We start from the raw sequence: 11,754 nt of genomic DNA, 5'->3' as shown, positions 1-11,754 counted from the left end.
CCTCTAATCCTCCGGCGCCTGGTGCGGGGGGGGCCGCCCGGGGGTTTTTTTCTCGCCCCACATTTTATTTTTTCTTCCCCCCCGCCCACCCCTCATGACACGCGCGCGAGAACCCCCGCCGGTCAGCTCAAACTGGAGCAAGGCCGGGCATCGGGATCTTGAGCCCCCTTCGGCACCCACCGCACGTTCGCGAACGAAGCCGAGAACCGGCCGTCGGTGTACACCAGGAACGGCGTGTTGACGTTCTCCAGATCCAGCCCGTTGGCGAAGCACGACACCGGGATCTTCACCGTCGACTTCGGCGCACCGGCCAGGTCGGTGAACAGTTTGGTGGCGTTCACCTCGGAGAAGCACGGGTAGACGCAGTGCATGCTGATCACCGTCCGATTGGCCGGTGCCTCGTGCACGACGGTGTCGAACTCCAGCGCCGCGTCCGCGTTGAGGTAGCCGCGCAGATCGTTGGTACCGGCCGGGTTCTGGAAGTAGAGCTGCGCCGGGCCGGTGCCGGTCCAGGTCGGCTTCAGGCCGTCCTGCTGCACGTTGACGTCCGTCTGGACGACGGTGATCTCGGCGTGCGAAGCGGCGCCGTCGGGGCCGATCTCGGTGCCGCCCCAGTTCTCCGCGGAGCCGATGAAACCTTTGTACGGAGCGACATCGGTGCGGTTGAACACCTCGAGGTCCTCGGTCGCGGTCCCGCCGCCACCGGTCGAACCACAGGTCACCGGGCCGGCGGTCTCGTCGAGCTGCCCGACGGTGACCCGCTGACCGGTCTTGAGTCCGTAGCCGAGTTTGAACAGCGGGTCGTACCCGGCCGAACCGGCGTTCAACGGCGTCTGGCAGGCGCTCTTGGGCCACGAGTACGGCAGGGTGCCCTTGAAGCCGCCCTTGACGAGCACGTCGGCGACGCCACCGCCTTCGGTACCGGGCAGCCAGGCCGCCACGAACGCGTCGGAGCGGTTGATCTCCTTGTTCATGTACAGCGGACGGCCGCCGACGTACACGGTGACGACCGGAGCGCCCTTGCCGCGGACCTTGTCCAGCACGGCCAGGTCCTCGGGGTAGAGCTTCGAGGCCTCCAGCGTCTTGCGGGTCAGGTCGCCGACGCCTTCCGCATATGGCGTCTCACCGATGACGGCGATGACGGCGTCGTAGCCCGCCGGGTCGGTGTCGCCCTTTTCGTCGAAGGTCACGTTGACGTCGCCGAGGTTCTGCTTGAGCCCGGTGAGGATCGACGTCGCGTTCGGGAAGTCGGCGTTGGTGTTACCGGTCCCCTGCCAGCTCAGTGTCCAGCCGCCGGTCTGGTTCTGGATGCTGTCCGCGCTCTTGCCGACGACCAGGACCTTCGACTTCGGCTTCAGCGGCAGTACGTTGCCGTTGTTCTTCAGCAGCGTCTGCGACGAGCGAGCCGCGTCACGCGCCAGCCAGGTCTCCCGCAGGGCCTGGTCGGAGTTCGCGTAGGAACGGTCGGACGGCTTCTGCGACTCGTAGAGGCCTGCGCGCAGCTTGACGCGCAGGATGCGGGTCACCGCGTCGTCGATGCGCGCGACCGGGATCTGACCGCTGTTCACCTGCGCGACGGTGTTGGTGATGAACGCCTTCCAGTCGGCGGGGACCATCACGACGTCGATACCGGCATTGATCGCCTGCGGGCAGGACGCGTTGGTACAGCCCGGAACCTGGCCGATGCCGTTCCAGTCGGACACGACGAGGCCGTCGAAGCCCATCTTGCCCTTGAGGATCTGGTTGAGCGCCTTGTCGCTGCCGTGCAGCTTGCCTTCGTTGATCCCGAGTTCGGCGTTGGTCCAGCTGTTGAACGACACCATCACGGTCTGGGAGCCCGCGGCGAGCGCGCCGTAGTAACCCTGGCCGTGGACGTTGATCATCTCGGCCTCGGACGCCGGGTTGACGCCCTGGTCCTGGCCCTTGAGCGTGCCGCCGTCACCGATGAAATGCTTCGCGGTGCCGATGACGCCGTTGTAGCCGATGCGTTTGATCGAGCCGTCTTGAAGGCCGTTGAGCGCTTCGTAGCCGTAGGCACGGGTGATCCGCGGGTCCTCCGAGAAACCTTCGTAGGTACGGCCCCAGCGGTCGTCCTGTACGACCGCCAGCGTCGGCGCGAACGCCCAGTCCTGGCCGGTGGCTCGGATCTGCCGGGCCGTCGCCGCGGAGACGTCACGCACCAGGCACGGGTCGTGCGCCGCGCCGAGGCCGATGTTGTGCGGGAAGACGGTGGCGCCGTACACATTGTTGTTGCCGTGCACGGCGTCGATGCCCCAGATCACCGGGATCTTCGTCCGGCTGGTCTTGGCGGCGTTCCAGTAGGCGTCGGCGAGCTTCAGCCAGTCCTGCTGGGACGCGTGTTTGTCCTTGTTCGGCCAGGAACCGCCACCGTTGAGGACCGAGCCGATGGAGTACTGGCGGACCTCGTCGGGGGTGATCGCGGCGATCTCGGGCTGCGTCATCTGCCCGACCTTCTCCTCGAGGGTCATTCCCTGGAGGATCTGGGCGATCCGCGACTCGTCGCTCGCCTTGCCCTTGAACCGGCTCTCGACCTTCGGCCAGTCGGCGAGAGCAGGGAGGCTCTTCTCGATCTTGGCGCAGCCGTCCCGGTCGAGCGCGGGCTTCCCGATCACGGGCCGCTCGGCCGCGTTCGCCGACGGCGCGGCAGCCACGACCCCGCCCAGCAGGGTCAGGCTCATCAACGCGACGAGCGGACTTCGGCGCGCACGGGACAGCGTGCGAGGACGTCTGGCCATGGTCTGGTCCATTCTGCGGGAAGTGGGGACCGGCCGATCCTCACCGGACCGGACGGCGGCGTCAAGAGTTTCGAACAGGTACGGCGTCCGTTAATTTCTGCCGTGAACTAAGGCTTGACACGTCACCCGGCCACTGAGCACCGACGGCCGCCCTCTTGACTTCCACCTTACTTGAGCTTTTACCTTCGCGGAAAGACGAAGGGAAGTAGACGATGACCGTCTTGGTAACAGGCGCGACCGGGAACACCGGACGCCATGTGGTGGCCGAGCTCGTCCGGCGCGGGGAACGCGTCCGGGCACTGACCCGGAAACCCGCCGACGCCCGGCTCCCGGCGGGCGTGGAACTGGTCGAGGGCACGCACACCGCGCCGGAAACGCTGAGCGGCGCACTGAAGGGCGTCACGAAGCTGCACATCACCGTGACAGCGGGCTTCGCTGACGTCGGCGCCGAACTGGTCAAGCGCGCCGTCGACGCGGGCGTGCGCCGGATGACCATCGTCTGGGGTGGTTACGTCGGGCCGACGGAACAGGCCATGGCGGAATCCGGCGTGGAATGGACGCGGCTGGAACCGCAGGAGTTCATGTCCAACGCCCTGACCTGGGCCGACTCCATCCGCGCCGGGAACGTGGTCCGCGAGCCCTTCGACCTGCCCAGCGCGGTGGTGCACGAGGGCGACATCGGCGCCGTCGCCGCCACCGCACTCGTGGAGGACGGGCATTCGGGCCGGGTCTACAACCTGACCGGCCCGGAATCGCTGACCACGCGCGAACGGATCGCGATCCTCGCCGCCGCACTCGGCCGCGACATCGGACTAGAGCAGATCACGCGGCAACAGGCGATCGACCGGCTGCTGGCCGACGGCGTCTCGGTGGCGGACGCCGAGTACGTCGTCGGCTGGCACTCCTCGCCGCCACCTGAGGCGAGCACCGTGGTCGACACCGTCGAGCGGGTGACCGGTCGCCCCGCCCGCACCTTCGCGCAGTGGGTGACGGAGCACGTCAGCCGGTTCTGAGTCGTGAGTGATTTGGGTCGTTAGAACGACCCAAATCACTCACGAGCCGTCGCTGCCTTGAACCAGCCGCCGATGCCCGCGAGCGCAACTGGCACCGCGCGGGCCAATGGCTGCCGTCGATGGACCCCGCCCGGCGCGACAGCGAATACGCGCATTGGCGGCAGGCCGTGGAACTGACCTTCGGCTGGATGCGGCTGGATGCGGCCGGGTCCGTCCGCCGCCCCGCCGGGTTCCGACCTGGTCGAGGTCGTGCTGGCCGACCACCGGCGGTTCGAGCAGCTGTTCCGCGACCTCCGCAACGACGAGGCCGATCGGCAGGCGCTGATCGCGGAGTTGTCGGCGCTCTTGGTCGCTCATGCCACCGCGACCGAGCGGATCGTCCGTCCTGAAGCGACGGAGAACGGTCTCGCCGAGGAGTTCCTGGCGGTGCTGGAATCCGCCGACGCCGAAAAAGCGTTGTCATCGCTGGAGAATTCGGTCGACGCGCATATCCGCTCGGAAGAACGCGGACTGCTGAACGAACTCCGGCGCACAATGTCCGCTTCGGACCGGACGGCACTCGGGCGGGCCTTCGTCGCGGAACGGCGACGGCAACTCGACCTGGACTGCGGCTCGGCCGCGCACGTCCGCGAACAAGGTGCCCGGCTGCGGCTTTCGTGACTTCCGGCGGCGTGTTAGCCTGGCGCCGTGCAGCACTCGACGTCGTTTCGACTCGTAGTCCAGCGCGTCGGCTGAAACCAGGTCGCCGGCGCGCAGTCCGGCGACCCCCGTGGCCTCTCCCGGGACCTGGCCCTTCTTGGCCTGTCCTCCCGTCTTTGGAGACCACGATGTCCGTTGCTTCGTTCCAGCTTCCCGCCACCCGCTCGTCGCTGATGGTCCGCCGCCGCATCGCCACGTACTTCGTCGGCGGTGTCGAGCAGATCCCCGGCTTGATCGACGCACTCGGCTGCCTCGTCCACGAACTGTCCGTCGACGTCCGCGACGGAGTCCGGGAGAGCAGCATGACGTGCGCCGTCCTGATCGCGGAACCCGAGGTCGAGGCGCTGCTGGAGCGGCTGCGGGCAGTGCCGTCGGTCGCCTCCTCCGAACTTCTGTGAATGTCCTTCATCAACGAGCCCAGGCCGCCCGATCGGAGCCTGGAAAAGTGAGTTCGACGGCGTTCTCCACCGCGGTTCTGAAAGCGCTTACAAGAACCTCGGCGAGACAGGCCGTCTGGGCCGCCGAGGAGCCACCGTCCGCGGCCAGCTGCTCGGCGGACACACCCACCAGCGTCTCGGCCACCGGCGAGACCCGGTCCATGAACCTGCCCAGCAACCGCAGGGCCACGGCAGGCGGGATCCCCGCCCCGGCCAGTTCCGACACCGCGCGGGACACCGCCGGGCGCGCGATCGTGACCGCCCCGGCCTCGTCCCTGCCGAGCAGCCCGTGCCGCTCCAGGGAGCCGAAGAGCAGCGGCTGGTCACGCGCGATATCGGCCATCGCCTCGTCCAGCCGCCCAGTCTCCCGGTCCGAGGTGACCGTGCCGAGCGTCGCCGCGATGGAGGCCAGATTGAAGCCCTGCTTCTGCAGCAGGGTGATGCGTTCCAGCCGCCGCAGGTGAACTTGGCCGTAATAAGCGGACCGGCCGTGCCGCATCGGCGGCGGCAGCAGCCCTCTCGTCTGATGTGCCCGGATATTGCGCGCCGACATGCCGGCTACCGCCGAAAGTTCTTCGATCGTGTATCCGGCGGGTCGCGACGAAACGGGCTTCACGCCGTCGAGCTTAACCAAAGGTCCGACCGGATTACCCAGTAGCCGGTACGACGACGCCGGGTCGTCAACCGGCTGAATCAGGAAACTGCGATAAGTTCCTATTCCCGCCGCTCTTCACGCAAGGCCGAGCAGGAGGTTTGCACGGTTTCGTGCCACCGGATGCCGGTTTTGGCTCGGTTTCCCGGGGCTGGATTGCTCCAGTCGGGCGACCTTGGTGGGTTATCGCACCTCGTGCGGTTTAGATGCACCTCAAGACATCCGATGTCTAACACTGTCACCGTCCGCGGAGCGCCGCTGAACCCGCGGGCCGGTCGTCAAGGTTTCAACTCTTTCCCAGGAGGTTTCATGTTCTGGAAACGGATCGCGTTCGCCGCGGTGGCGGCGGCGGGCGTGGCCGCGACCCTCGTCGTGTCGCATGAGGACACTGTGTCGGTCGAGGACACCGTGTCGGCCGCGATACAGCCGACGGCGTCGAAGGTGCCCGCCTTCGACCACATCGTGCTGGTGATGTTCGAGAACAAGGACTACAAGGAGATCAACGGCAGCTCCAAGGCGCCCTACTTCGCCAAGCTCGCCTCGCAGGGCGCCAAGTTCACCAAGTCGTACGGGACGACGCATCCGAGCCAGCCGAACTACATCGCCCAGTTCGCGGGTTCGACACACGGGGTCGACAGCAACAAGTGCCAGGACCTGGGGAACAAGGAGAACATCGCCTCCCAGCTCGCCGGGATCGGCAAGACGTTCACCGGTTACGCGGAAAGCATGCCGTCCGACGGCTACACGGGCTGCACGAAGGACAAGTACGCCCGCAAGCACAACAGCTGGGTGAGCTTCAGCAATGTCCCGGCTTCGGCGAACAAACGGTTCTCGTCGTTCCCGAGCGACTTCACGAAGCTGCCGCACGTCGCTTTCGTCACGCCGGATCTCTGCAGCGACATGCACGACTGCCCGGTCGACACGGGCGACAAGTGGCTGAAGAAGAACCTGGACGCCTACGCCCAGTGGGCGAAAACACACAACAGCCTGCTGATCGTGAACTTCGACGAAGACAGCGGGACGTCGGTGAACCAGATCTACACCGCGTTCTACGGCGCCCACGTGAAGCCGGGCAGCTACAGCGAATCCGTCAACCACTATTCGATTCTGCGCACGATGGAGGCCGCGTTCAGCCTGCCGGGTATCGCCAACGCGGCGAACAAGTCGCCGATCACGAGTGTGTGGCAGTAACCGGATCCTTTCGACTGCTCTGAGGAAGGCCTCACCGTGAACACCCGAAGCCGCGTCCTGATCGCCGTCACCGGAGTACTCACGCTGGCCGCGGCCGCCGTGATCTACGTCGGTGTCGCGGGAGCGCGAAACCAGGACGCGGCCTCGGCGGGCACCAGCGGAGCGGTCACCCTCGACGGGCCGCGGCTGCTGTTCCGCAGCACCGCCGACGCCGACCGCGGACACGTCTCCAGCGTCGCCACGGCCGATCCGGGTGGCGCGCGGGCGGTTTCGACGCTGTCCTGCGCCCGGGTGTACGCGGCGGGCGGGACCGGGATCTGCCTGCGCCCGGAGCCCGGCCTGAGCACCTATCAGCTGGCCGTCCTCGACGGCCGTCTCGCCGTCACGCAGGAGATCCCACTGGTCGGTGTGCCCAACCGGGCGCGGGTCTCGCCCGACGGGCGCCGTCTCGCGTGGACGGTGTTCGTCACCGGGGACTCCTACAACGGGGGCCGGTTCTCCACCCGCGCCGGAACCCTCGACCTCACCACCGATGACGTCGAAGGCACCCTTGAGGACTTCGCCGTGACGGTGGACGGCAAGCCGTACCGGGCGGCGGACGTCAACTTCTGGGGCGTCACCTTCACCAAGCGGCCCGGCCGGTTCTACGCCACCATGTCCACCGGCTCGCACCGCTATCTCGTCGAAGGCGACTCGGCCGCGAAGACCGTCCGGACGCTGCGGGACAACGTCGAATGCCCGTCGCTGTCCCCCGACGAAACCCGCATCGCGTACAAGTCCGCCATCGACGGCGATCCCGGGAAAGGCTGGCGGATCTCGGTGCTCGACCTCGCCGCGGGCACCACGTCACCGCTCGCGGAGACCAGGACCGTCGACGACCAGCCCGCGTGGCTCGACGACCACACCGTCGGCTACGCCCTCCCCCGGTTACCCGGCCATTCCGACGTCTGGGCCGTACCCGCGGACGGCGGCGGAGCACCCCGCCTGCTGATCCCCGAAGCCGAGTCCCCCGCCGCGCTGCACTGAGGTCGTGTTCGCCCGCTGATCGCGCCGTCGCCGGGGCACTGTTGGTCCTCGGCACGGCGTGGCTGCTGAAGCGCCGCGCTCAGTCCGGGAGTTCGATGGGCGCGATGTCGTCGTAGACGTCACCCGGTCCCGGATTCGCCGGATCCGTCGCGCCACCGAGGTGGTGCAGCACGCCCCACACCGCGTTGAGCGCCGTCTGGACCGCGCCTTCCGCCCAGCCCGCCGTCCACGAAACGTCGTCGCCCGCGAGGAAAAGGCCGCGGTGACGCGTTTCCAGGCCGTCCTGCATGAAATGCGTGAACAGCCGGTGCTGGTAGCGGTAGTGGCCGGGCAGGTTCGCCTTGAACGCGCCCATGAAATGCGGTTCGTCCTCCCAGGACACCGTCACCGGGTCGCCGATGATGTGCCGCCGGACGTCGACGCCCGGGTAGATCTCCCGCAGTGACTGCAACATCACCTCGACCCGTTCGGACACCGAAAGCGGGAGCCACTTCAGCGAATCGTCGGCCCACGTGTACGACAGGCAGATCACCGCCGGGGAATCCGGGTCTTCGCCGAGCAGGTAGGTGCCGCGTGGCATGCGGTCGGTGAGCGTCATGCTCATCGTGTCGCGGCCGGTCTCCGGGTCGGGGTCCAGCCAGAACGGTCGGTCCACCGGGACGAAGACCTTCGACGACGCCATGTAATGCGTGCGCTCGATCGCCGTCCAGTGGTCGATCGGGAACACCTCGGCGTCGCATGCGATATTCGAGAGCAGCATCCAGCCCTGCGCGGTGAACACCGCCGCCGGATACGTGCGGACGCGGCCTTCGGTGTCGGTCACCGTGATGTTGTTCGGTGCCGTGCGATGCAACCGGGCGACACCGGGGTTCGGGTTTCCGCCGTGCAATGAGCTCAAACTCGTTCCGGCAGGCCAGAAAGCGAGGTCCTCGGGCGCGTGCTCCCACAGCCGCAAGGGAAGTTGCCTGCTGCCGCCGGCGATACTGCGGTGTTCGTCGTCGGCGCCGGTGTAGACGACCCGCAGGATCTCCAGGATGGAGTTCGGGAAGTCGGTGTCCCAGCCGCCGGTGCCGAAGCCGACCTGGCCGAAGATCTCGCGGTCGCGGAAGGAGGCGAACGCGGGCGCGTCGCAGAGGAAGCCGTAGAACGTCTGGTTGTCCAGCCGCGGCACGAGTGCGTTCCACAGCCGTTTGACGGTTTTCGCGTCGCGGTCGCGGATCGCGGTCTGCATCTCGGTGAACGCCGCCTGCCCGGCCAGCGTGCTGTCCCAGGCGGCCGCGACCTTGCCGAAGACGGCGGGAAGGTCGTCCGCCGTGCGCGCGTAGTGGCTCTCCCCCTTGAGGTCGACGACGGTGCTCGGCGTTCCCGGCGCCAGCGGGTTCGGGAACGGCGTCGTCTCCAGGCCGACCTTGTCGATGTAGTGGAACAACGCGGTCGACGCGGGCGGGAAACGCATCGCACCCATTTCCGCGACGAGGTCGTCCGGGCAGCCGGGGAAGTTCACGGTACGCAGGCGGCCGCCGATCTCGGCGATCTCGTAGACGACCGGGCGCAGGCCCAGCTTCATCAGTTCGTACGCGGTGACGATGCCGGAGAGGCCGCCGCCGATCACCGCCACCTCGGTGCCGTGGCGCTCGGCCGGGATCGAGCCGAGCCCGGCCGGATTGGCGAGGAAATCGTCGTAGGCGAACGGGAAATCGGGGCCGAACATGGTGATCGGCCTGCCTGCCGGTTCTTCGTGGTGGATCGCGGTCGGGACGGCGGAAGTCATGCGGAAAGTCCTCGGTACAGCTCGGGGCGGCGGTCGGTCAGGTGGGTGTTCTCGGCGCGGGAAGCCAGCAGCGTGGCGCTGTCGACGTCGGCACTGATCAGCTCCGGTCCGCCACCCGCGCGGGCGAGGACCTCGCCGGTCGGGGCGACGACGCAGGATCGCCCGCAGTAGGTCAGTTCCTGTTCGGTGTCGCAGCGGTTCGCGTAGACGACGAACAGCTGGCTTTCGTAGGCACGCGCGGGCACCAGCGTGTCGGACACCAGTTCGTACGGGCTCATCAGCGCCGTCGGCACCACGAGGAGTTCGGTCCCGGCCAAGGCGTGCGCCCGCACCAGCTCGGGGAACTCGACGTCGTAACAGATCATCAGCCCGACCAGGACGCCGCCGAGTTCGGCCTGCACGACCGCTTCGGTGCCCGGTTCGAACCACAAGCGGTCGATGTCGCCGAACAAATGCGTTTTGCGGTAGTTCGCCAGGCGGTGCCCGCCCGCGTCGATCAGCTGGACGCTGTTGTAGACCCGCGCACCGTCGGATTCGGGATAGCCGTAGGCCAGCGCGACGCCGGTCTTCCTGGCCAGCTCGGACATCCGGGCCGCGGTGGGCCCGTCGGCCGGTTCGGCGAGCTCATGGGAGCGGGCGCCGATATGGTAGCCGGTGGTGATCATTTCGGCGGCGACCACGAGGTCGGCGCCGGACGCCGTGACGGCGGCGGGCAGTTCGGCGTAGGGGCCCTGATGGACGGCGACCTTCATGCCGACGACGATATCCGCTATTTCACTGCACCGCTAAGCCCTGATCATTGCGCAAAACACACGCGGCCCGGTGATTCAGTGCGTAAAACATGACTTTCACGCAACGATTCATGATCAGTCTCTTGGCGGCGAGCCGCAAGCGGTCAGCGCCCGGACCGCCACTCCCGGCCTTCGACCCGGGCCTTCATCCGCTGCAGGGTCGTGGCGATATTGGCCCGGTTGGTCCCGGCGCGGTCCGGCTGGCCGGTGATGAAGATGGCGAACGGGATGAACCACGGCGGCACCCGCAACCAGTTCGTCACGGTGACCCGGCTGCCGTCGCCGTCGGCCGTGATGTCGTATTGCCAGCGGGAGATCGGTACGAAGAACGGGGTGCGCACCCGGTAGGCGAAGCGGCTGCCGGGGTCGGCTTCGGTGATCTCGGCATGGGTCACCCATCGGCGCCAGCCGTTCCGGTTGCTGCCGGAGAACCAATTTCCCACGGCTGCCCCGGTCGCGCCGCGGATCCAGCGGGCCGCGCGGAGTTCTTCGGCGCACTCCGCCATCGCGACCGGGTCACTGACGAGCCGGTACGCGACCTCCGGCGCGGCGTCGACGGCGATCTCGCCGGTGGCGATCGGTTCGCTGTAGGTCAGGTTGTCCCTCGGCTTCGTCACCATGACGCCGCACCTCCCAGTGGCCGCCTGCCAGCCCACCAGCGCGCGACGACACCCGTCAAGGAAAGAGCCAAAGCTCCGCACATTCAGACAAATCCGGACGCGTCAGGTCGTCGGTTCCGCCGGAAAAGTCACCCGGAAGCCCAGCGCCTGGAGCATCCCGGTGAGCATCGCCTTGGTGTTGGCCTTGGCGCGCTCCAGCAGCCCCGAGTGCTGCGCGGCCTCGGTGATCTTCTTCTCCGCGGCGACGTAGAACTGCTGCTGTTGCGGTACGGACACGAGCGCCCCGAGCCGGTCGATCAGACCTCGCTCCTGGCCGAAGACGTAGCTGCGTTCGTTGTCCAGGTTGGGTTTCGCCAACCGCGGTTCCGGCAACCGGACTTCGACCGTGCTCCGATCCTCCGACACGGTCAGTGCGTTCTCCACGAGCGGGCCGAAATCGACGTAGGCGTCGACCGACCCCGCCGCCACGAACAGCGTCCGCTCCCCGGCGATGGCCGAGGGCACCCACTTGACGTCCTTCTCGATGTCGAGGACGACCTGGTAGTCACCGACGGCCGCGTGATACTGGCTGAGGTCGCGCATGGCCTTCAGCACCGCGGGCTGCGAACGGTCCACAGTGGACGTTTCGAACGGGTTGAGCTTCGACAGCAGCCCCGTGAACTGCAGTGCGGCACCCAAGATCAGCAGACCCGCCAGGACGAACACGCCGAGGCGCACCCAGCGATTCTTCACGCCCACCACCGCCTTTCCAGGTCATGGGTACCCGCCGCGTGGGCGGCCGAAGCACCAGAAGCGGTT

General features: G+C 67.5%; 10 protein-coding genes and 1 pseudogene. 5 read left to right on the top strand and 6 right to left on the bottom strand.

Annotation, left to right across the window (positions count from 1 at the left end):
- Positions 1 to 122: 122 nt before the first annotated feature.
- Complete coding sequence (locus AB0M65_RS24580) at positions 123 to 2,699, bottom strand: exo 1,3/1,4-beta-D-glucan glucohydrolase (protein WP_364031754.1); 2,577 nt, start codon at positions 2,697 to 2,699, stop codon at positions 123 to 125.
- Positions 2,700 to 2,968: 269 nt separating this feature from the next.
- Between AB0M65_RS24580 and AB0M65_RS24575 the strand changes: the two genes are divergently transcribed.
- The 3 genes and pseudogenes from AB0M65_RS24575 to AB0M65_RS24565 all read left to right on the top strand — a co-directional run bounded on the left by AB0M65_RS24575 (position 2,969) and on the right by AB0M65_RS24565 (position 4,866).
- Complete coding sequence (locus AB0M65_RS24575; RefSeq protein ID WP_364031751.1) at positions 2,969 to 3,769, top strand: NAD(P)H-binding protein; 801 nt, start codon at positions 2,969 to 2,971, stop codon at positions 3,767 to 3,769.
- Between the two features lie 83 nt (positions 3,770 to 3,852).
- A pseudogene (locus AB0M65_RS24570) lies at positions 3,853 to 4,429 on the top strand (glycerol kinase); the annotation flags it as partial.
- Between the two features lie 167 nt (positions 4,430 to 4,596).
- A complete protein-coding gene (locus AB0M65_RS24565; RefSeq protein ID WP_364031748.1) occupies positions 4,597 to 4,866 on the top strand; it encodes a hypothetical protein in 270 nt (89 codons plus the stop codon).
- Between the two features lie 10 nt (positions 4,867 to 4,876).
- Here AB0M65_RS24565 and AB0M65_RS24560 read toward each other — a convergent pair whose 3' ends face one another.
- The gene (locus AB0M65_RS24560; protein WP_364031745.1) at positions 4,877 to 5,521 is read right to left on the bottom strand and encodes a MerR family transcriptional regulator; all 645 of its coding nucleotides are present in this window, start codon (positions 5,519 to 5,521) and stop codon (positions 4,877 to 4,879) included.
- 345 nt (positions 5,522 to 5,866) lie between these two features.
- Between AB0M65_RS24560 and AB0M65_RS24555 the strand changes: the two genes are divergently transcribed.
- Both AB0M65_RS24555 and AB0M65_RS24550 read left to right on the top strand, forming a co-directional pair.
- A complete protein-coding gene (locus AB0M65_RS24555; RefSeq protein WP_364031742.1) occupies positions 5,867 to 6,748 on the top strand; it encodes an alkaline phosphatase family protein in 882 nt (293 codons plus the stop codon).
- A gap of 36 nt (positions 6,749 to 6,784) precedes the next feature.
- On the top strand, positions 6,785 to 7,774 hold the full coding sequence (locus AB0M65_RS24550) for a hypothetical protein (RefSeq protein WP_364031739.1): 990 nt from the start codon (positions 6,785 to 6,787) through the stop codon (positions 7,772 to 7,774).
- A 79-nt stretch (positions 7,775 to 7,853) separates the two neighbouring features.
- Here AB0M65_RS24550 and AB0M65_RS24545 read toward each other — a convergent pair whose 3' ends face one another.
- The 4 genes from AB0M65_RS24545 to AB0M65_RS24530 all read right to left on the bottom strand — a co-directional run bounded on the left by AB0M65_RS24545 (position 7,854) and on the right by AB0M65_RS24530 (position 11,694).
- Positions 7,854 to 9,545, bottom strand: a complete 1,692-nt coding sequence (locus AB0M65_RS24545) for an NAD(P)/FAD-dependent oxidoreductase (protein ID WP_364031735.1) — start codon at positions 9,543 to 9,545, stop codon at positions 7,854 to 7,856.
- Positions 9,542 to 10,297 (bottom strand): carbon-nitrogen hydrolase family protein, encoded by a 756-nt coding sequence (locus AB0M65_RS24540; RefSeq protein WP_364031732.1) that lies wholly within the window; start codon positions 10,295 to 10,297, stop codon positions 9,542 to 9,544. Before AB0M65_RS24540 ends, AB0M65_RS24545 begins: the two co-directional genes overlap by 4 nt.
- Positions 10,298 to 10,440: 143 nt before the next feature.
- Positions 10,441 to 10,956 (bottom strand): SRPBCC family protein, encoded by a 516-nt coding sequence (locus tag AB0M65_RS24535; RefSeq protein WP_364031729.1) that lies wholly within the window; start codon positions 10,954 to 10,956, stop codon positions 10,441 to 10,443.
- 102 nt (positions 10,957 to 11,058) lie between these two features.
- The gene (locus AB0M65_RS24530; RefSeq protein WP_364031727.1) at positions 11,059 to 11,694 is read right to left on the bottom strand and encodes a DUF4230 domain-containing protein; all 636 of its coding nucleotides are present in this window, start codon (positions 11,692 to 11,694) and stop codon (positions 11,059 to 11,061) included.
- Positions 11,695 to 11,754: the final 60 nt, after the last annotated feature.

The sequence above is a fragment of the Amycolatopsis sp. NPDC051071 genome (genome assembly GCF_040682875.1).
Taxonomy (GTDB): Bacteria; Actinomycetota; Actinomycetes; order Mycobacteriales; family Pseudonocardiaceae; genus Amycolatopsis.
The sequence above is the reverse complement of the archived record's forward strand: the minus strand, read 5'-3'. Positions and strand labels throughout refer to the sequence as shown.

What these genes read in the sequence shown, in the direction of transcription:
- AB0M65_RS24580 (WP_364031754.1), bottom strand. Translation starts at nt 2,699, where the DNA reads ATGAGCCTGACCCTGCTGGGCGGGGTCGTGGCTGCCGCGCCGTCGGCG.
- AB0M65_RS24575 (WP_364031751.1), top strand. Translation starts at nt 2,969, where the DNA reads ATGACCGTCTTGGTAACAGGCGCGACCGGGAACACCGGACGCCATGTG.
- AB0M65_RS24565 (WP_364031748.1), top strand. Translation starts at nt 4,597, where the DNA reads ATGTCCGTTGCTTCGTTCCAGCTTCCCGCCACCCGCTCGTCGCTGATG.
- AB0M65_RS24555 (WP_364031742.1), top strand. Translation starts at nt 5,867, where the DNA reads ATGTTCTGGAAACGGATCGCGTTCGCCGCGGTGGCGGCGGCGGGCGTG.
- AB0M65_RS24545 (WP_364031735.1), bottom strand. Translation starts at nt 9,545, where the DNA reads ATGACTTCCGCCGTCCCGACCGCGATCCACCACGAAGAACCGGCAGGC.
- AB0M65_RS24540 (WP_364031732.1), bottom strand. Translation starts at nt 10,297, where the DNA reads ATGAAGGTCGCCGTCCATCAGGGCCCCTACGCCGAACTGCCCGCCGCC.
- AB0M65_RS24535 (WP_364031729.1), bottom strand. Translation starts at nt 10,956, where the DNA reads ATGGTGACGAAGCCGAGGGACAACCTGACCTACAGCGAACCGATCGCC.